Below are 19,801 nucleotides of genomic sequence, written 5' to 3'. Positions count from 1 at the left end.
CGCTGCTACAGGCACCGTACGCGAACAGTCGGAGAAAGGGGTTTCAACGCGGCCTCGACCCGGCAAGACTGAGAATCGGACTGCCGCTTTCTTACAGGACAAGCGTACTGTTAAAGTGAGCAACGCACCGTCGACACGGCCCGTCGGCGGCAGAATTTAATCCCAGGGAGTTGATGTGACCAACCAAGAATCTGTGAACTCGTTCGGAGCCCGCGACACCCTGAAGGTCGGCAAGAAGAGTTACCAGATCTATCGTCTCGACGCCGTCCCGAACACCGAGAAACTCCCCTACAGCCTCAAAGTCCTCGCCGAAAACTTGCTGCGCAATGAGGACGGCGCCAACATCACCAAGGACCACATCGAAGCCATCGCGAACTGGGATCCCAAGGCAGAGCCCAGCATTGAGATCCAGTACACGCCCGCCCGCGTCGTGATGCAGGACTTCACCGGCGTGCCGTGCATCGTGGATCTGGCCACCATGCGCGAGGCGATCGGCGACCTAGGCGGCAAGGCGGAGAAGGTTAACCCCTTGGCGCCGGCCGACCTGGTGATCGACCACTCGGTGATCGCCGATCTATTCGGCACCCCCGACTCCTTCGAGCGAAACGTCGAGATCGAGTACCAGCGCAACGGTGAGCGTTACCAGTTCCTGCGCTGGGGTCAGGGAGCTTTCGACGACTTCAAGGTGGTACCGCCCGGCACCGGCATCGTGCATCAGGTCAACATCGAATACCTGGCCAGCGTGGTGATGGATCGCGACGGAGTGGCCTACCCAGACACCTGCGTGGGGACCGACAGCCACACGACGATGGTCAATGGCCTCGGCGTGCTCGGCTGGGGCGTCGGCGGCATCGAGGCCGAGGCCGCGATGCTGGGCCAACCGGTGTCGATGCTGATCCCACGCGTCGTCGGCTTCAAGCTGGCCGGCGAGATCGCGCCGGGCGTGACCGCGACCGACGTCGTCCTGACAGTCACCGAGATGCTGCGTAAGCACGGCGTGGTCGGCAAGTTCGTCGAGTTCTACGGTGCGGGTGTTTCGGAGGTACCGTTGGCCAACCGCGCCACCCTGGGCAACATGAGCCCCGAATTCGGTTCTACCGCAGCTATTTTCCCGATCGACGAAGAGACTATCTCCTACCTGAAGTTCACCGGCCGCACGGACGAGCAACTGGCACTTGTGGAGACCTACGCCAAAGAACAGGGCATGTGGCACGACCCCTCCCATGAGCCCGCGTTCTCCGAATACCTCGAACTCGACCTGTCTACCGTGGTGCCGTCTATCGCCGGACCGAAGCGCCCTCAGGACCGAATCGCCTTGTCGGACGCCAGGTCCACGTTCTGCGAGCAAATTCTGAGCTACGTCGACGGCGACGAGGACAGCAAACAGGGCTACTCGAAACTGGACGAGTCAGTCGAGGAGACTTTCCCGGCCAGCGATCCGGGCGCGGTGTCCAACGGACACGCTGACAACCTACCCCCGGTGCATTCGGCGGCCGCACATTCCGAGGGCCGCCCGAGCAGCCCCGTGACCGTGCGCTCCGACGAGCGCGGCGAATTCGTGCTCGACCACGGCGCGGTGGTGATCGCCGCGGTCACGTCGTGCACCAACACCTCCAACCCGGAGGTGATGCTGGGCGCGGCACTATTGGCCCGCAACGCCGTAGAGAAGGGCTTGGCGTCCAAGCCGTGGGTGAAGACCACAATGGCGCCCGGCTCCCAAGTCGTCAACGACTACTACAACAAAGCCGGCCTCTGGCCGTACCTCGAGAAGCTCGGCTTCTATCTGGTCGGCTACGGCTGCACCACCTGCATCGGTAACTCCGGCCCGCTGCCGGAAGAGATTTCGAAGGCCATCAACGACAACGACCTTTCGGTGACCGCCGTGCTGTCGGGCAACCGGAACTTCGAGGGCCGCATCAACCCGGATGTGAAGATGAATTACCTGGCTTCACCGCCTCTGGTCGTGGCCTACGCACTGGCGGGGACCATGGACTTCGACTTCGAGTCGCAGCCACTGGGCAAGGACACGGACGGCAACGACGTCTTCCTCAAGGACATCTGGCCGTCGCAGCAGGACGTCTCCGACACCATCGCCTCGGCGATCAACTCCGAGATGTTCACCAAGAACTACGGCGATGTGTTCAAGGGCGACGAACGGTGGCGCAACCTGCCCACCCCGAGCGGCAATACCTTTGAATGGGACGCGGATTCGACGTATGTCCGCAAGCCCCCGTACTTCGAGGGCATGCCCGCCGAGCCCGAGGCGGTCGCCGACATCACCGGAGCCCGGGTGCTGGCGCTGCTGGGTGACTCGGTGACCACCGACCACATCTCCCCCGCCAGCAGCATCAAGCCGGGCACCCCGGCGGCGCAATACCTCGACGAGCACGGCGTGGACCGCAAGGACTACAACTCCTTTGGCTCCCGACGCGGCAACCACGAGGTGATGATCCGCGGCACGTTCGCCAACATCCGGCTGCGCAACCTGCTGCTGGACGACGTCTCCGGTGGATACACCCGCGACTTCACTCAGGACGGCGCGCCCCAGGCCTTCATCTACGACGCGGCGCAAAACTATACGGCAGAGAACATTCCGCTGGTGGTGCTGGGCGGCAAGGAGTACGGGTCGGGGTCGTCGCGAGACTGGGCCGCCAAGGGAACACGGCTGCTGGGCGTGCGGGCGGTGATCGCCGAGTCGTTCGAGCGCATCCACCGCTCCAACCTGATCGGCATGGGCGTGATTCCGTTGCAATTCCCCGAAGGCAAGACGGCGCAAGAGCTCGGACTCGACGGCACCGAGGTGTTCGACTTCACCGGCATCGAGTCTCTCAACGACGGGAAGACGCCGAAGACGGTGCACGTCAAGGCCAGCAAGGAAGGTGGGGACGACATCGAGTTCGACGCGGTTGTGCGCATCGACACTCCCGGTGAGGCCGACTATTACCGCAACGGCGGCATCTTGCAGTACGTGCTGCGCAACATGCTTAAGTCCGGCTAGTGGCGACCGCACGGCCGGCGCGGCCGGGCGCAGCGGGTCGACACCCGAAGACCTGAGCCCACCGCCCGTGCCCAAAGTCAGCGAGGACCATCTGGCGGCTCGACGCCGCCAGATCCTTGACGGTGCTCGTCGATGCTTCGCCGAACACGGCTATGACCGAGCCACGGTTCGGCGGCTCGAGCAGTCGATCGGGATGTCACGTGGTGCGATCTTCCACCACTTCCGCGACAAGGGCGCGCTGTTTTTCGCGCTCGCGCACGAGGATGCCGAGCGGATGGCCGACGTCGCGTCTCGCGAAGGCCTGATCCAGGTGATGCGCGACATGCTTGCCGCGCCTGAGCAGTTCGACTGGTTGGCAACCAGGTTGGAGATCGCGCGCAAGCTGCGCAACGACCCCGCGTTCAGCCGCGGATGGTCGGAGCGCTCCGCGGAACTGGCAGCGGCGACCCACGATCGGCTGCAACGGCAGATGGAAGCACACCGGGTGCGCGACGACGTACCCGGTGACGTGTTGCAGTGTTACCTGGAACTGGTCCTGGACGGATTGGTGGCCCGGCTGGCCTCCGGAGAAGATCCGCAGCGGCTGTCGGCGGTCCTCGATCTAGTGGAGAACTCGGTGCGCCGCAACGATTCTGGGGTTACATCAATCTAGCGGTGCCGAGATGTGTGGTTGGGTCCGCCGCGGCTGCGCATCGTGGTACCCGACTCACGCAGCATGCTGTGAATCGACCCGTACGACCTGCCGGTGTTGGCGACGAGCTTGCGAATGCTTGCTCCGCTCTCGTAGGCATTGCGCAGCTCATGCAACAACTCGGCGCGCATCTCTTTCGACTTTGGCACTATCCCCTCCACGCTTGAACACAAACCCAAGCCCTCAGAGTAAGAACTTGCCGTCATACGCGTGTCAATTTCGCCGAATTCGCGTGCGATGACTTATGCAGCTCAGGCGAGCTCGATGAGATCCCGGTATTCCTCGGACCAATAATCCTCGGTGCCGTCCGGCAACAGCACCACGCGTTGTGGGTCCAGAGCTTCGGCCGCTCCGGGGTCGTGCGTCACCAACACCACTGCGCCTTGATAGCTGCGCAGCGCGTCGAGCACCTGTTCCCGCGACGCGGGATCGAGGTTGTTGGTTGGTTCGTCGAGCAGCAACACGTTGGCGGTGGATGCCACTAGGCCGGCCAACGCCAGCCGCGTCTTCTCGCCTCCGGACAGGGTTCCTGCCGGCTGGTCGAGCTGCGCGCCGCTGAACATGAACGCTCCGAGCAGCCCACGCAAGTCCTGCTCGCCCGAGGACGGCGCGGCGTGCCGGATGTTCTCCCACACGGTCGCGTCGTTGTCGATGGTGTCGTGTTCCTGCGCGAAATAGCCCATCCGCAAACCGTGTCCGGGTTCGAGGCCTCCGGTGTCGGGTGTCTCGGTGCCGGCCAGCAGGCGTAGCAGCGTCGTCTTGCCGGCGCCGTTGAGTCCCAACACCACCACCCGGGAGCCCCGGTCGATAGCCAAGTCGACGCCGGTGAACACTTCCAGCGACCCGTAGGACTTGCTCAGCCCCTTGGCCACCAGCGGAGTGCGCCCGCATGCGGCCGGGGTGGGGAACTTGATACGGGCCACCTTGTCGGCGACCCGCTCCTCGTCTAGAGCGGCCATCATCCGATCGGCACGCCTCAACATGTTCTGCGCCGCAACGGCTTTGGTGGCTTTCGCACCCAGCTTGGCGGCTTGTGAACGCAGCGCGGTGGCCTTGCGTTCGGCGTTCGCACGTTCCCTGCGGCGACGCTGTTCGTCGGTGGCCCGGGCATCGAGATACTTCTGCCACGTCATGTTGTAGACGTCGGCCTCGCCGCGCACGGCGTCCAGAAACCACACCCGGTTCACGACGTCGGCGAGCAACTCGACGTTGTGGCTGATGACCACCAGTCCACCATTGTGGGACCGCAGGAAATCCCGCAGCCAGCCAAGCGAATCCGCGTCCAGGTGGTTGGTTGGTTCGTCGAGCAGCAGCGTGGTCGACGAACCCGCGCCGGTATCGGAGGCAGCGAACAGGATTCGCGACAACTCCACCCGGCGGCGCTGACCGCCGGACAGGGTGCGCAGTTGCTGCGTCATGACGCGTTCGGGCAGGCCGAGACTCGCGCAGATTCGCCCGGCTTCGCTCTCGGCGCCATAGCCGCCCAACGCGACGAACCGCTCCTCTAGCTGGCCGTAGCGACGGATCGCACGGTCGCGCGCATCGTCGTCGGCAACCTCGGCCATCAACGCCTGCTGCTTCTCCAGATCGGTGAGCAGAACGTCCAATCCGCGGGCCGAAAGCACCCGGTCGCGGGCCAGAACGTCGAGATCGCCCTCTTTGGGATCCTGTGGCAAGTAACCGATTTCGCCGATGCGGGCGACCGTACCCGCGTACGGCTCGCTCTCCCCCGCCAGGATGCGCAGGGTCGTGGTCTTGCCCGCGCCATTGCGGCCGACCAGCCCGATGCGGTCGCCCGGCTGAATCCGGAGATCGGGGCCATCAGGAGAGAGCAGGATGCGCGCGCCAGCGCGGACCTCGAGGTCCGTGGCCGTGATCACGATCGCTCTCCTCTATACAAGCTATTTGTCGTCGGTGAACACCGCGGGCCGCCGTTCTGCGCGCGCAGCAACCGCTTCTTCGAAGTTGGCGGTAAGCAGACGAACGAAAAGCTGTCCCAAGCCCTCGGCTTGCATATGCCCTTCCAGGCTACCGGCGTCCAGCCCACTCCAGAGTGTGCGTTTGGTCAACTCAACGCCGGGCCGGGAGAACGCGGCTATCCGCGCCGCGATCGCGTAGCAGGTGTCTAGCAGCTGACCCTCGGGCACCTGACAGGAAACCAGCCCGATCCGCTCGGCTTCCTCGGCGGTGACGTCACGACCGGTCAGCATGATCTCGAAGGCTCGTGAGGCTCCGATGGCCCTGGGCAGCAGGTAGGACAGGCCCAGTTCGCTGGCGGTCAAACCGTTGTTGATGCCCGCGGCCCGGAAATAGGCGGTAGTGGAAGCCACCCGAATATCGGCGGCCAGCGCTAGGCACAGCCCCCCGCCGATCGCGGCGCCGTTGACCGCGGCGATGACGGGCTGATGCAAGCGGCGCAGCAGCAGGATGACGTCGTCGAGCACCTGCATGGAGCGCAGCGCATACGTCGGCCGGGTCAGCCCGTCCACATTCGGTACCTCGCCCGCTGACTTGTGATCAGCGCCGGAAGAAAACCCTCGACCCGCCCCGGTCAGCACGACGACACGCACGGAATTGTCGTAGCTGACCTCTTCCAGGGCCTCCTTCAACGGCACCATCACGTCGAATGCCATGGAATTCATCCGCTCGGGCCGATTGAGGGTTATCAGCGCAACGCCGGGCCGTGGATGTTCAACCAGTACCAAACTCACCCGTGAACGGTATCGCGGACGTTGCTAGAGACCTATTCGGCGCCGCGCCTCAGGCCTGATCTGCTTGAGCCGCCTCAACGTCGAAGTCCCTGATTTGCTGCACCAGATCCTCGAGAGCGGCCGGCGGCAGTGCCCCGGGCTGGTTGAACAACAGCTTGCCCTTCTTGAAAGCCATCAGCGTCGGAATGGACCGAATCTGGGCGGCCGCGGCCAGCTGTTGCTCGGCCTCAGTGTCGACCTTGGCGTGCACGATGTCGGGGTGCTTCTCCGACGACGCCTGAAAAGGCGGCCCGAACTGGCGACATGGCCCGCACCAGGAAGCCCAGAAGTCAACCAGCACGATGTCGTTGTTTTCGATGGTCGGGTTGAACTGCTCCGCAGTGAGGTCCTGTGTGGTCACGTTTTGCCTAACGCCGCGTGTTACTTGGATGTTCCCGCGCGAATGCCGGCCATTGGCGCACCTGCCCATACTGCTACCGCCAGCAGGGATTAGTCAGTCCGACGGTCCGCACCGCCACTTGGTTTTCGATTGCGGACGACAACGGTCACTGCCCGGAGGTTACGGTTGCGGAGGTTTTCCCCGCTCGGACAGACTAGGGCTGATGATCCGTCGCCGGACGGGCCAGTCGAGGGAGATGTCTTGGGCCACTACATCGCTAACGTCCGTGATCTCGAGTTCAACATCTTCGAAGTTCTTGATGTGGACGCTGTTCTCGGTACCGGGAAGTACAGCGAGCTCGACGCTGACACGGTGCGAACCATCTTGTCCGAGGCGGCACGCCTGGCAGAAGGCCCGGTGGCCGAAACGTTCGCATTCGCCGACCGCAACCCGCCGGTCTTCGATCCCGACGCGCACACCATCAGTGTGGCGCCCGAGTTGGCCAAGACGGTGCAAGCGATCAAGGACGCCGAGTGGTGGCGCCTCGGCCTGGCCGAAGACATCGGTGGCATGCCCGCACCACCGCCGCTGGCATGGGCGGTCAACGAAATGATCTTTTGCGCCAATCCCTCGGCAAGCTTCTTCTGCCTGGGTCCGTTTATGGCGCAAGCGCTTTACGCCGAGGGCGACGAGCAGCAGAAGCAGTGGGCCGCAGAGGGAGTCGAGCGTGGCTGGGCGGCCACCATGGTGCTCACCGAACCCGATGCGGGCTCCGACGTCGGCGCCGGCCGCAGCAAGGCCATCGAACAACCGGACGGCACCTGGCACATCGAGGGCGTCAAGCGGTTCATCTCCGGAGGCGATGTGGGCGACACCGCCGACAACGTTTTTCACCTCGTGCTGGCCCGCCCGGAGGGCGCCGGGCCCGGCACCAAGGGGCTGAGTTTGTTCTACGTGCCGAACTACCTTTTCGACCCCGACACGTTCGAACTCGGTCCGCGCAACGGGGCTTTCGTGACGGGGCTCGAACACAAGATGGGTATCAAGTCCTCCCCGACCTGTGAGGTGACGTTCGGCGCCACCGACGTGCCGGCCGTGGGCTATCTGGTCGGCGGCGTGCACAACGGGATCGCGCAGATGTTCACCGTGATCGAGCACGCGCGCATGACGATCGGCGTCAAGGCCGCGGGCACGCTTTCCACCGGCTACCTCAATGCGCTGGCCTACGCTAAGGAGCGGGTGCAAGGTGCCGACCTGACCCAGATGACCGATAAGACCGCGCCGCGGGTGACGATCATGCACCACCCGGATGTGCGCCGCAGCCTGATGACCCAAAAGGCTTATGCCGAGGGGCTGCGAGCGCTCTACATGTATGCCGCCGCACATCAGGATGATGCTCTTGCACAACATGTTTCGGGTGCAGACCACGAGATGGCACACCGCGTCGACGATCTACTGCTCCCCATCGTCAAAGGGGTGAGCTCGGAGCGGGCGTACGAGGTCCTGACCGAATCGTTGCAGACGCTGGGCGGTTCGGGCTTCCTGCAGGACTACCCGCTGGAGCAGTACATCCGCGATTCAAAGATCGACTCCTTGTACGAGGGCACCACCGCGATCCAGGCGCTGGACTTCTTCTTCCGCAAGATCGTCCGCGACCACGGCCAGGCGCTGGCTTTTGTCACGGCTCAGATCAGTCAGACCATCGACAACTGCGACGAGGCGCTGAAATCGCAAGCGCAGGCGGTGCAGAACGCCCTCGACGAAGTCACGGCGATGACGGGCGCGTTGACGGGCTACCTGATGTCGGCGACCCAGCACCCCAGCGAGATTTACAAGGTGGGGCTCGGGTCGGTGCGGTATCTGCTCGCGGTCGGCGACCTGCTTATTGGCTGGCGATTGCTGGTACACGCCGGGATTGCGCACGCGGCACTGGCCAACAATCCCGCCGAGAAAGACGCTGCGTTCTATCAGGGCAAGGTCGCGACGTCGGCGTTCTTCGCCAAGAACATGCTGCCGAAACTGACCGCACTGCGCCACATCCTCGAATCGATCGACGACGACGTCATGCGTATTTCCGAAGACGCGTTCTGACTCAGCCAACGCTATCGCGTGACGGGTCTATTGACGTCGTTGAACCTGACGATCACGTGCTCAAGTTGTTTGACGCGTTCGGCTTTGGCGCGTTTGGCGTAGGTCCGCCGATCGGCCGGCGTGAGTTCGGCGTCGTCGCTGAATGCGCTGAGCAACGCCCGCGGATAGAGCTGCTCCACCAGCACGACGTTCAGCTCAGCACACAGCACCAGCGTCGTCGAGACCAGATACAGGAAAGCAAGCAAACCCAGCACCAACGCGAAAATACTGCTGGTCACGCTGGCCGTCTCGACCGTGTGCTGAATGTAGCCGGCCCCGAACCACTGCAATAACTGCCAAATGAAGGCTGCCACAACAGCTCCCGGCAGGACCTGCCGGTAGGTGAGTTCACGCGCGGTGGTGACCCGAAAAACCACCAGACAGATCAGCGCGTTGATCGCCACGGCGGCCAGCGCCACGCCGATCTTTCCGAAGACACCCAGTGTCTGAGTCGCCTGAGCGACCCCGGACAAGACGGTGGCCCCGAGGAGTGCCGAACCGAGCACCAACAGCAGTAGCAAGCTGCGCACGCGGGACCGAATCGGATTGGGGCGCTTGTTCTTCGGGACGGCCCACACCGAGTCCATCGCGTTCTGGACGGCCTGACCGACACCCAGCCCGCCATAGAGCGCAGCAAGGATTCCGACGACTATGGCGACCGTCCCCCCGCTGAGCCCCCCGGGCTGATGGAGCTGACTGCCGATCACCGGAAACTGGCTCAAGGCGCTGTGCAGCAGCTGCTCTTGTAGAGCGGGGTGCCCGGCGAGCACCACACCCAACCCAGTAGTCAACAGCAGCAGCATCGGGAACAGCGACACGAAGCCGTAGTACGTGATCAGCGCGGCCAGGTAGCCGCCTTGATCATCGAGATACTTGTAGATGACGGCAAGCGCCACACTCACGGAGGAATTCCGTCGTTGCAAACTGTCCAGCCAACTGACCACGGCCGATCACCCCCAGAAATCGACAGCCAAAACAGCGGGATGCGCGGGGCATACCCTGATTTGCCGGCCGCCAACCGCGCCACGGCGGAGTGGGGCTACTGCCTAAACGGTGAAGCCGAGTGCACGCAGCTGTTCGCGCCCGTCCTCGGTGATCTTGTCCGGGCCCCACGGCGGGTTCCACACCCAATTGATCCGGATGTCGTTGACCAGACCGCTACCGACCAGCGCGCTGCGCGACTGATCTTCGATGACATCGGTGAGCGGGCAGGCCGGCGACGTCAGCGTCATGTCGATGGTGGCGACCTTGCCCTCGTCGCCCTGTTCGACGTTGAGGCCGTAGACCAACCCCAGGTCGACGACGTTGATCCCCAATTCGGGGTCGACGACGTCACGCATCGCCTCTTCGAGGTCGGCGATAAATTCCTGGTCGGGTGCGGTGGTTTCGCTCATCGTTGGTCCTCCTCGAAAGCATGGCTGGCTTGGGCCAGTGCGTCTTTGCAAGCCATCCAGCCCAGCAGAGCACATTTCACCCGGGCCGGATACTTGGCTACTCCTGCGAAGGCGACGCCGTCGCCCAGGACATCCTCGTCCCCCTCGACCGTTCCCCGCGACGACACCATTTCGGTGAAGGCGGTGATGGTCTTCAGCGCTTCCCCGACGCTCTGGCCGATCACCTGCTGGGCGAGCACCGAAGTGGCCGCCTGGCTGATCGAACAGCCCTGCCCGTCATAGGAAACGTCGGCGACGGTCTGACCGTCGCCGGACAATGTCACCCGCAGCGTGATCTCGTCGCCGCAGATCGGGTTTACGTGGTACACCTGCGCGCCGAACGGGTCGCGCAAACCGCGGTGCTGCGGGTGCTTGTAGTGATCGAGGATCACGTCCTGATACATCTGCTCGAGGCGCACGGCTCACGCTCCGCCGAAGAAGTCTGTCGCCCGGCGCACACCGGCCACCAGCCGGTCGACCTCGTCGGCGGTGTTGTACATCGCGAACGACGCCCGCGCCGTGGCGGCCACACCGAATCGGCGGTGCAGCGGCAACGCGCAGTGGTGCCCGACCCGCACCGCGACACCCTCGTCGTCGAGTACCTGGCCGACGTCGTGGGCGTGCACACCGTCGACGACGAATGCGACTGGCGAGCCACGGTAATCCATCGACGTCGGCCCGATGATGCGCACGGCATCGATACCGGACAGCCCCGCCAGCGCCGCGGCCACCAGCTCGTGCTCGTGGGCTTGCACGGCATCCATGCCGATCGCGCCGAGATAGCGGGTGGCCGCGGCCAATCCCACCACCTGGGAGGTCATCGGGGTGCCGGCCTCGAATCGCTGCGGGGGTGCCGCATACGTCGTGCCTTCCATCGTGACCGTCTCGATCATCGATCCGCCGGTGATAAACGGCGGCAGCTCCCCGAGCAACTCACGGCGAGCGTAGAGCACCCCGATCCCGTTGGGGCCCAGCATTTTATGTCCAGAGAAGGCGCCGAAGTCGACGTCAAGGGCGCGGAAGTCGACGCGCTCGTGCGGCACCGACTGGCAGGCGTCCAGCACCGTCAGCGCGCCCACGGCCTTGGCCCGGGCGACCAACTCGCTGACCGGCGCTACCGCACCGGTGACGTTGGAATGATGGCTGAATGCAACAACTTTGACGCGCTCGTCGAGTTGCAGCGAGTCCAGGTCGATACGTCCGTCGTCGGTCACGCCATACCAGCGCAGCGTCGCCCCGGTCCGCCGGGACAGCTCCTGCCACGGCACCAGGTTGGCGTGATGCTCCAGTTCGGTGGTGACAATGACGTCGCCTTCGCCGACCGCGCCATCGAAGCGCTTGTCGCCCAGCACATATGACACCAGGTTGAGCGATTCGGTCGCGTTCTTGGTGAAAATCAGTTCGTCGGTGTCGGCACCGACGAACGCCGCGATGTCGGCTCGGCCCTGCTCGTAGGCGTCGGTGGCTTCTTCCATCAACTGGTGCGCACCGCGGTGCACGGCACCGTTGGATGTCAACAGGAATTCCCGTTCGGCGTCGAGCACCTGCAACGGGCGTTGCGACGTGGCACCGGAATCCAGGTACGCCAACTGGTTCCCGCTGCGCATGATTCGCTTCAGGATCGGGAAGTCGGCACGGATCGCCGCGAGATCCAGAGCCGCAGTCGCCATATCGGGCCGAGTCATGTCAGGCCTTCGCAGACGCCGCCTGGACGAAGCGCTCGTAACCACTCGCTTCGAGCTCGTCGGCCAATTCGGGGCCGCCGGACTCGACGATGCGCCCGCCCACGAACACGTGCACGAACTGCGGCTGGATGTAGCGCAGGATCCGGGTGTAGTGCGTGATCAGCAGGACGCCGCCGTGCTCGGCTTCGGCGTAGCGGTTCACTCCCTCGCTGACCACCCGCAGCGCATCGACGTCCAACCCGGAATCGGTCTCATCGAGGATCGCGATCTTGGGCTTGAGTAGCGACAGCTGCAGGATCTCGTGGCGCTTCTTCTCACCGCCCGAAAAGCCTTCGTTCACACTGCGTTCGGAGAACGCCGGATCGATTCCCAGATCGTCCATCGCACCCTTGACTTCCTTGACCCAGTGCCGCAGCTTCGGGGCCTCGCCGCGTACGGCAGCGGCCGCGGTGCGCAGGAAGTTCGACATCGACACGCCGGGCACCTCGATCGGGTACTGCATGGCGAGGAACAAGCCGGCCCGGGCACGTTCGTCGACACTCATCGCCAACACGTCCTCGCCGTCCAGCGTGATCGAGCCGGACGTCACCTCGTACTTCGGATGCCCGGCGATCGCGTAGGACAGCGTCGACTTGCCCGACCCGTTGGGGCCCATCAGCGCGTGCGTCTCTCCAGACTTCACCGTGAGGTCGACACCCTTGAGAATCGGGATGGCGCCGGACTCGTTGGTACGTGCAACGCTGACGTGCAGATCTTTGATTTCGAGCGTGGTCATCAGTTCTTGATTCCTTCGGTTAACTCAAGTTCGTGTTCGATGGCCTCGGTCAGCCGATCACGCACGGCGGCCACGGCGATCTTCTGGATGATCTCGCCGAAGAAACCACGAACGATCAGTCGGCGGGCTTGGTCTTCCGGGATGCCTCGAGCTTGTAGGTAGAACACCTGCTCATCGTCGAATCTTCCCGTGGCACTTGCATGTCCGGCGCCGACGATCTCGCCCGTCTCGATTTCGAGATTGGGCACCGAATCGGCGCGGGCGCCGTCGGTGAGCAATAGGTTGCGGTTGGTCTCGAAGGTGTCCGTGCCGGTGGCCTCCGCGCGGATCAGCACATCGCCCACCCAGACGGTATGCGCATCGGGACGGCTGGATTCCGGATCAGCTTGCAGCGCACCCTTGTACAACACGTCCGAACGGCAGTTCGGGTACGCGTGGTCGACGAGTAACCGGGACTCGAAGTGCTGGCCGTCATCGGCGAAGTAGGTACCGAGCAACTGGGCGTCGCCGCCTGCAGCGGTGAACCGCACCGTCGTCGACGTACGAACGAGGTCGCCCCCGAGCGTCACGTTGACATGGCCGAGCACCGAATCCTTGCCCAGCCGCGCATGGTGCGCACTGACGTGAACCATGTCGTCGGCCCAGTCGGCGATCCAGATCACCCCGAGGGCCGCCGAGTCGCCGACGATGATCTCGACGTTGTCGGCGTACGTCCCGCTCCCCCGCAGGTCGATCACGACGATCGCCCGTGCCAGTTCTTCGACGCGGATTTGCAGATGCCCGTACGCGACCGCGCCCTCGCCGGGCCCGGTGATGGCGATCTCGATCGGTTTGGCGACCTCGGTGTCGCGCGCCACGGTCACCACCGTCGCGGAGTTGAACGACGAGAACGCTTGGGCCGCAACGCGGTCGGCGGGAACACCGCCCTGCCCCAACCGCTCGTCGCCGCGGTGCACGGTCTCGGTCCGCACGCCGGGCTGTTCCCCGACGCTGATAGCAGCCTTGCCGTTGGCGACAGCCGATCCGTCGTGCAGACCGCGCAACCGTCGCAGCGGGGTGAACCGCCAGATCTCGTCGCGACCGCCTGGCACCTCGAAGGCGTCCACGTCGAACGACGCGAACAGCTCCCCCTTGTTCAGTGCAGTGAGTGAAGACCCTTCGACAGCGGTCATCCGACCGCGCCCTCCATCTGCAGCTCAATCAGCCGGTTGAGCTCCAGCGCGTACTCCATCGGCAGTTCCTTGGCGATCGGCTCGACGAAGCCGCGCACCACCATCGCCATCGCCTCGTCCTCGGTCATCCCGCGGCTCATCAGGTAGAAGAGCTGGTCTGCGCTGACCTTTGACACGGTGGCTTCGTGACCCATCGTCACGTCGTCCTCGCGGATGTCGACGTAGGGGTAGGTGTCGCTGCGGCTGACCGTATCGACAAGCAGCGCATCGCATTTCACGCTGGAACGCGACCCGTGGGCACCCTTGTTGATCTGCACCAGGCCGCGGTAGGAGGCGCGGCCGCCGCCACGGGCCACCGACTTGGAGACGATGTTGCTCGATGTGTTGGGCGCCAGGTGCAGCATCTTGGCGCCGGTGTCCTGATGCTGGCCCTCGCCGGCGAACGCGACCGAGAGAACCTCACCCTTGGCGTGCTCACCGGTCATCCAGACGGCGGGATACTTCATGGTCACCTTTGACCCGATGTTGCCGTCGACCCACTCCATGGTGGCGCCGGCTTCGGCACGGGCCCGCTTGGTGACCAGGTTGTAGACGTTGTTCGACCAGTTCTGGATGGTCGTGTAACGGCAACGGCCACCGGGCTTCACGATGATCTCGACCACCGCGGAGTGCAGCGAGTCGCTCTTGTAGATCGGTGCGGTGCAGCCCTCGACGTAGTGCACGTAGGCGCCCTCGTCGACGATGATCAGCGTCCGCTCGAACTGGCCCATGTTCTCGGTGTTGATCCGGAAGTAGGCCTGCAGCGGAATGTCTACGTGCACGCCCGGCGGCACGTAGATGAAGGAACCACCCGACCACACAGCGGTATTCAGCGCGGAGAACTTGTTGTCACCGGCCGGAATCACGCTGCCGAAATACTGCTTGAAAATCTCCGGATGTTCCCGCAGGCCGCTGTCGGTGTCGAGGAAGATGACGCCCTGGGCCTCCAGATCCTCGCGGATGGAGTGGTACACCACCTCGGATTCGTACTGTGCGGCGACGCCGGAGACCAGGCGCTGCTTCTCCGCCTCCGGGATCCCCAGCCTGTCGTAGGTGTTCTTGATGTCCGCGGGCAGATCGTCCCAGGTCGCGGCCTGCTTCTCGCTGGAGCGCACGAAGTACTTGATGTTGTCGAAGTCGATGCCCTCGAGGTTGGAGCCCCAGTTCGGCATCGGCTTCTTATCGAAGGTGCGCAGTGCCTTCAGCCGAGTCTGCAGCATCCACTCCGGCTCGTTCTTCTTCGAAGAGATGTCCCGAACGACCGCCTCGGACAGCCCACGCTGCGCGCTGGCGCCAGCGACGTCGGAGTCCGCCCAGCCGTAGCCATACTTGCCCAGGGACTCGATCGCCTGCTCCTGGGTCAGGGGCTCTGCGGGCGCGCCGGAAACCGGCGGCGTGGTTGCCTCTGGCGTGAGTGTCATTCGGGACGCTCCTTTGGTGCTCGTACGGTGCTGGCGCGGGCTGTGCGCCGCTTGCTGCTAGGTCTTGCTTGCTGCCTTGCTCGCTACCTGGGCGAGCGGCACATGGGTGGTGCAGGCGCAGTCGCCGTTGACGATGGTCGCCAACCGCTGCACGTGGGTGCCGAGAACCTCGGCCATCGCCTCCCGCTCGGCCTCGCACAGTTCCGGGAACTCCTCGGCGACGTGCGACACCGGACAGTGGTGCTGGCAAATCTGCACGCCGTGCAGCGGCGGGCCCACCCGGGTGGTAGTGGCGACGTAGCCAGCCTTGGTCAGCGCTCCGGCCACCCGGTCGGCGGCCGCCTCGACGTCGGCATCGTCGGCACTGTCGGCCGGCTGGACATCGGCCAGGATCGTGTCGATGCGGCGCCGGGCGAACGTCTGCAACGCTCCCTGTCCGCCGATCTCGCGCAGTTGGCGCATGGCCGCGACCGCCAGGTCGTCGTAGGCGTGGTCGAGCTTGGCTCGACCGGCCGCGGTCAACCGGAAACGCTTCGCCGGACGCCCGCGGCCGGCCTGCTGCCATGCAGCGGCCGCCGCCGACTCCGCGTCGCCCGCCTCGATCATCGCGTCGAGATGACGCCGCACGCCGGCGGCAGCCAGGCCCAGCCGGTCACAGATCTCGCTGACCGTGATCGATCCGGATTCCAGCAGCAGCCGCACGATGGCGCGGCGGGTGTGACCATCCGGCATCGCAGCAGGCGCCGCCGCACCGATTTCAGGCGCGGAAACGGCTTCCTCAGCGGTCCGGATTTTCACAACACCAGTGTGACGCAATTCCGGAATTCGGTCTAGCAAGGGTGCCCTGAGTCGCGGGTCGTGCCGATTCGCGACGAGCACCGGCCGGTCACTTCTCGGCATGTCGCTACGCTGCACTGATGGCAGTGCGCCACCACACGCTGAGCTCGTCGATCGCCGCCTTGCACGGCGACGAGAAGCCCGTCGGCTCACCGTTGAATGAGACGGAACTCACCGCACTTCGGCGCACTCGCCTGTTCGGTGCCACCGGCACCGTCCTGATGGCGATCGGCGCGCTGGGCGCCGGAGCCCGGCCCGTCGTCCAGGACCCCACGTTCGGCGTCCGGCTGTTGAACCTGCCGTCCCGGATTCAGACGGTGTCGTTGACGATGACCACCGTCGGGGCGGTCATGATGGCGCTCGCCTGGTTGATGCTGGGCCGATTCGCGTTGGGCAAGCGGCAGATGTCGCGCGGCGATCTGGATCGCACCCTGGTGCTGTGGATGCTGCCGCTGCTGATCGCGCCGCCGATGTACAGCAAGGACGTCTACTCCTACCTGGCGCAGAGCCAGATCTCGGTCGAAGGCCTCGACCCCTACAAGGTCGGTCCGGCGTCCGGGCTCGGCCTCGGCCATGTGTTCACCCTGTCGGTGCCGAGCGTGTGGCGGGAGACCCCGGCGCCCTATGGTCCGTTGTTCTTGTGGATCGGGCGCGGTATCTCAGCCGTGACCGGCGAGAACATCGTCGCCGCGGTGCTCTGCCACCGCTTGGTGGTGCTGGCGGGCGTGGCGATGATCGTGTGGGCCACCCCGCGGCTGGCCCGGCGCTGCGGTGTCGCCGAGGTCAGCGCGCTGTGGCTGGGTGCCGCGAACCCGCTGCTGCTCATGCATCTGGTCGCGGGCATCCACAACGAGGCGCTGATGCTCGGGTTGATGCTGATCGGCGCCGAGCTCGCGCTGCGCGGGATCGACGCACCCCGGCTGCGGCCCACGTCGTGGCGCCGCATCGGCCCCGACTGGGAGCCGCTAGGGATGCTGCTGGTCGGCTCCATCCTGATCACGCTCTCCTCGCAGGTGAAGCTGCCCTCGCTGTTGGCGTTGGGATTCGTCACGATGGCGCTGGCCTATCGGTGCGGCGGCAACCTGCGTGCGCTGCTACTGGCCGGTGGCGGCATGGGGGCGCTCTCGCTCGCGGTGATGGCAGTGGTCGGCTGGATCAGCGGGCTCGGATTCGGCTGGATGTTCACGCTCGGCACCGCCAACGTCGTGCGCAGCTGGATGTCGCCGCCGACGCTGCTGGCCCTGGCCACCGGGCAGGTCGGGATCCTGTTGGGCCTGGGCGACCACACCACCGCCGTGCTGGCACTGACCCGTTTCATCGGCGTGCTGATCATCATGGTGCTGGTCACCTGGCTGCTGTTCGCGGTGATGCGCGGCCGGTTGCATCCGATCGGCGGCCTCGGCGTCGCGCTGGGCATCTGCGTGCTGCTGTTCCCCGTGGTGCAGCCCTGGTACCTGCTGTGGGCGATCATTCCGTTGGCCTGCTGGGCGACCCGCACCGGCTTCCGCGAAACGGTCATCGTGATCACGCTCGTCGTCGGCATCTTCGGCCCGACCGCCAACGGCGACCGCTTCGCGCTGTTCCAGATCCTGGACGCCACCCTGGCCAGCGCCGCCGTGATGGCCGTGCTGGTCGCGCTGACCTACACCCGGCTGCCGTGGCGACCGCTGCAGTCCGCGGGTGGCGAAACGAACGACGCCGCGGCCGGCGAAGCGAACGACGCCGCGACCGTCCAGACCCGACGTCCGACGTCGGCACCCGACGGCTACGCTGACTCGACGTGAGTTCAGGCCCCCAAAACCCCCAGGCCCCCGAAACAGTGGTGCGGCTGCGCGGGGTGAGCAAGCAGTACGGGTCAACGACAGCGGTATCCAATCTCGATCTGGAAGTGCACGCCGCCGAGGTGCTGGCCCTGTTGGGCCCCAACGGCGCGGGCAAGACGACGACGGTCGAGATGTGCGAGGGCTTCGTGCGCCCGGACGCCGGGACGATCGAGGTGCTGGGGCTGGACCCGATCACCGACAACGCCAGGTTGCGCGCGCGCATCGGGGTGATGTTGCAGGGTGGCGGTGGCTACCCGGCGGCCCGCGCCGGCGAGATGCTCGAATTGGTCGCCGCCTACGCCGCCGACCCGCTGGACCCACAGTGGCTGCTGGCCACCCTGGGCCTGACCGATGCCGCCCGCACCACCTACCGGCGGCTCTCCGGCGGACAGCAGCAGCGGCTGGCACTGGCCTGCGCGCTGGTCGGACGCCCCGAGCTGGTGTTCCTCGACGAGCCGACGGCCGGCATGGATGCGCACGCCCGGCTGCTGGTGTGGGAGCTGATCGACGCGCTGCGCCGCGATGGTGTGACGGTGGTGCTCACCACCCACCAGCTCAAGGAGGCCGAGGAGCTCGCCGATCGGCTCATCATCATCGACCACGGCGTGACGGTGGCCGCGGGCACACCGGCGGAGCTGATGCGCTCCGGCGCGAAAGACCAGGTGCGGTTCACCGCGCCGCCGCGACTTGACTTGTCACTCTTGGCTTCTGCGCTGCCCGAGGATTACAAGGCCACCGAGGTGACCCCGGGCGAGTACCTGGTCGAGGGGCCGGTCGATCCGCAGGTGCTGGCAACCGTGACGGCGTGGTGCGCCCAGATCGACGTGCTGGCCACCGATTTGCGCGTCGAGCAACACAGTCTCGAAGATGTGTTCCTGGACCTCACCGGCAGGAAGTTGCGACCGTGACCGACACCAACACCCCGTTGTTTCCGGCGGGCACCTTCACCCCGGACCCGCGTCCCAACGCAGTCCCGAAAATGCTTTCCGCACAATTCGGCCTGGAGCTGAAACTGTTGCTGCGCAACGGCGAACAATTGCTGCTGACGATGTTCATCCCGATCACCCTGCTGGTCGGGCTCACGCTATTGCCGTTCGGCTCCTTCGGCCAGAACCGCGCCGCGACGTTCGTTCCGGTGATCATGGCTCTGGCGGTGATCTCGACCGCTTTCACCGGGCAAGCGATTGCGGTCGCGTTCGACCGGCGCTACGGCGCCCTCAAACGGCTTGGGGCCACACCACTTCCGGTCTGGGGAATCATCGCCGGCAAGTCGCTGGCCGTCATTACCGTGGTGTTCCTGCAGGCAATCATATTGGGCGGCATCGGTTTTGCGCTGGGCTGGCGACCGGCCCCGGCGGCCCTTGCGCTGGGTGCGGCAGTCATCGCGCTGGGCACCGCCGGCTTCACGGCGCTCGGCCTGCTCCTGGGCGGCACCCTGCGCGCCGAGATTGTGCTCGCGGTCGGCAACCTGATGTGGTTCGTCTTCGCGGGGCTGGGCGCGCTGACCGTCGAGACGAACATGATCCCGACGGCGGTCAAGTGGGCCGCCCGGCTCACCCCCTCCGGTGCGCTCACCGAGGCGCTCTCGCAGGCGATGACGCTGTCGGTCGACTGGTTCGGCCTTGTCGTGTTGGCGGTGTGGGGCGTGCTGGCCGCGCTGGCCGCGCTGCGCTGGTTCCGCTTCACCTGACACACACGCCGGGGAAA

17 protein-coding genes and 1 pseudogene are annotated in these 19,801 nt (G+C 65.3%); 6 read left to right on the top strand and 12 right to left on the bottom strand.

Annotation, left to right across the window (positions count from 1 at the left end; translation table 11 throughout):
• Positions 1-175: 175 nt before the first annotated feature.
• Both DB708_RS14015 and DB708_RS14010 read left to right on the top strand, forming a co-directional pair.
• Positions 176-2,998: an aconitate hydratase gene (locus DB708_RS14015; protein ID WP_165839820.1), complete on the top strand. Its 2,823-nt coding sequence runs from the start codon at positions 176-178 to the stop codon at positions 2,996-2,998.
• 67 nt (positions 2,999-3,065) lie between these two features.
• Complete coding sequence (locus DB708_RS14010; protein WP_108922729.1) at positions 3,066-3,650, top strand: TetR/AcrR family transcriptional regulator; 585 nt, start codon at positions 3,066-3,068, stop codon at positions 3,648-3,650.
• On the opposite strand, the gene DB708_RS14005 is transcribed toward DB708_RS14010, so the two are convergent.
• The 4 genes from DB708_RS14005 to trxA all read right to left on the bottom strand — a co-directional run bounded on the left by DB708_RS14005 (position 3,647) and on the right by trxA (position 6,800).
• Complete coding sequence (locus tag DB708_RS14005; RefSeq protein ID WP_108922727.1) at positions 3,647-3,838, bottom strand: helix-turn-helix domain-containing protein; 192 nt, start codon at positions 3,836-3,838, stop codon at positions 3,647-3,649. The two genes, DB708_RS14010 and DB708_RS14005, sit on opposite strands and share 4 nt — an antisense overlap.
• Positions 3,839-3,940: 102 nt before the next feature.
• Positions 3,941-5,569 (bottom strand): ABC-F family ATP-binding cassette domain-containing protein, encoded by a 1,629-nt coding sequence (locus DB708_RS14000; protein WP_108922725.1) that lies wholly within the window; start codon positions 5,567-5,569, stop codon positions 3,941-3,943.
• A 21-nt stretch (positions 5,570-5,590) separates the two neighbouring features.
• Positions 5,591-6,400, bottom strand: coding sequence for an enoyl-CoA hydratase (locus DB708_RS13995; RefSeq protein ID WP_108922723.1), 810 nt, complete (start codon positions 6,398-6,400; stop codon positions 5,591-5,593).
• Positions 6,401-6,449: 49 nt separating this feature from the next.
• Positions 6,450-6,800 carry a thioredoxin gene (gene trxA / locus DB708_RS13990; protein ID WP_108922721.1) on the bottom strand — a complete coding sequence of 117 codons (351 nt, stop codon included), beginning with the start codon at positions 6,798-6,800 and terminating at the stop codon, positions 6,450-6,452.
• Positions 6,801-7,040: 240 nt separating this feature from the next.
• On the opposite strand from trxA, the gene DB708_RS13985 reads away from it, so the two are divergent.
• The gene (locus DB708_RS13985; RefSeq protein WP_108922719.1) at positions 7,041-8,870 is read left to right on the top strand and encodes an acyl-CoA dehydrogenase; all 1,830 of its coding nucleotides are present in this window, start codon (positions 7,041-7,043) and stop codon (positions 8,868-8,870) included.
• A gap of 11 nt (positions 8,871-8,881) precedes the next feature.
• On the opposite strand, the gene DB708_RS13980 is transcribed toward DB708_RS13985, so the two are convergent.
• The 8 genes and pseudogenes from DB708_RS13980 to DB708_RS13945 all read right to left on the bottom strand — a co-directional run bounded on the left by DB708_RS13980 (position 8,882) and on the right by DB708_RS13945 (position 16,334).
• On the bottom strand, positions 8,882-9,853 hold the full coding sequence (locus tag DB708_RS13980; RefSeq protein ID WP_108922717.1) for a YihY/virulence factor BrkB family protein: 972 nt from the start codon (positions 9,851-9,853) through the stop codon (positions 8,882-8,884).
• A 102-nt stretch (positions 9,854-9,955) separates the two neighbouring features.
• Positions 9,956-10,303: a metal-sulfur cluster assembly factor gene (locus DB708_RS13975; RefSeq protein WP_108922715.1), complete on the bottom strand. Its 348-nt coding sequence runs from the start codon at positions 10,301-10,303 to the stop codon at positions 9,956-9,958.
• Positions 10,242-10,746 (bottom strand): annotated as a pseudogene (sufU, locus tag DB708_RS13970) (Fe-S cluster assembly sulfur transfer protein SufU). Before sufU ends, DB708_RS13975 begins: the two are co-directional and overlap by 62 nt.
• Before the next feature lie 18 nt (positions 10,747-10,764).
• Positions 10,765-12,012 carry a cysteine desulfurase gene (locus DB708_RS13965; RefSeq protein ID WP_235616821.1) on the bottom strand — a complete coding sequence of 416 codons (1,248 nt, stop codon included), beginning with the start codon at positions 12,010-12,012 and terminating at the stop codon, positions 10,765-10,767.
• Between the two features lie 16 nt (positions 12,013-12,028).
• Positions 12,029-12,802 (bottom strand): Fe-S cluster assembly ATPase SufC, encoded by a 774-nt coding sequence (sufC, locus tag DB708_RS13960; RefSeq protein WP_108922709.1) that lies wholly within the window; start codon positions 12,800-12,802, stop codon positions 12,029-12,031.
• Positions 12,802-13,974, bottom strand: a complete 1,173-nt coding sequence (gene sufD, locus DB708_RS13955; RefSeq protein ID WP_108922707.1) for a Fe-S cluster assembly protein SufD — start codon at positions 13,972-13,974, stop codon at positions 12,802-12,804. The genes sufC and sufD overlap by 1 nt, the downstream gene beginning before the upstream one ends.
• On the bottom strand, positions 13,971-15,434 hold the full coding sequence (gene sufB / locus DB708_RS13950) for a Fe-S cluster assembly protein SufB (protein WP_108922705.1): 1,464 nt from the start codon (positions 15,432-15,434) through the stop codon (positions 13,971-13,973). The genes sufD and sufB overlap by 4 nt, the downstream gene beginning before the upstream one ends.
• A gap of 57 nt (positions 15,435-15,491) precedes the next feature.
• Positions 15,492-16,334: a helix-turn-helix transcriptional regulator gene (locus tag DB708_RS13945; protein ID WP_108924212.1), complete on the bottom strand. Its 843-nt coding sequence runs from the start codon at positions 16,332-16,334 to the stop codon at positions 15,492-15,494.
• Between the two features lie 17 nt (positions 16,335-16,351).
• Between DB708_RS13945 and mptB the strand changes: the two genes are divergently transcribed.
• The 3 genes from mptB to DB708_RS13930 are packed head-to-tail and all read left to right on the top strand — an operon-like array spanning position 16,352 to position 19,784.
• Positions 16,352-18,055: a polyprenol phosphomannose-dependent alpha 1,6 mannosyltransferase MptB gene (gene mptB, locus DB708_RS13940; protein ID WP_108922703.1), complete on the top strand. Its 1,704-nt coding sequence runs from the start codon at positions 16,352-16,354 to the stop codon at positions 18,053-18,055.
• Positions 18,052-19,002 carry an ABC transporter ATP-binding protein gene (locus DB708_RS13935; RefSeq protein ID WP_108922702.1) on the top strand — a complete coding sequence of 317 codons (951 nt, stop codon included), beginning with the start codon at positions 18,052-18,054 and terminating at the stop codon, positions 19,000-19,002. The genes mptB and DB708_RS13935 overlap by 4 nt, the downstream gene beginning before the upstream one ends.
• Positions 18,999-19,784, top strand: coding sequence for an ABC transporter permease (locus DB708_RS13930; RefSeq protein WP_108922700.1), 786 nt, complete (start codon positions 18,999-19,001; stop codon positions 19,782-19,784). The genes DB708_RS13935 and DB708_RS13930 overlap by 4 nt, the downstream gene beginning before the upstream one ends.
• Positions 19,785-19,801 lie beyond the last annotated feature (17 nt).

This window comes from Mycobacterium montefiorense (assembly GCF_003112775.1).
In the GTDB taxonomy this organism is placed as follows: domain Bacteria; phylum Actinomycetota; class Actinomycetes; order Mycobacteriales; family Mycobacteriaceae; genus Mycobacterium; species Mycobacterium montefiorense.
This window is presented reverse-complemented; position numbering and strand designations above follow the sequence as displayed.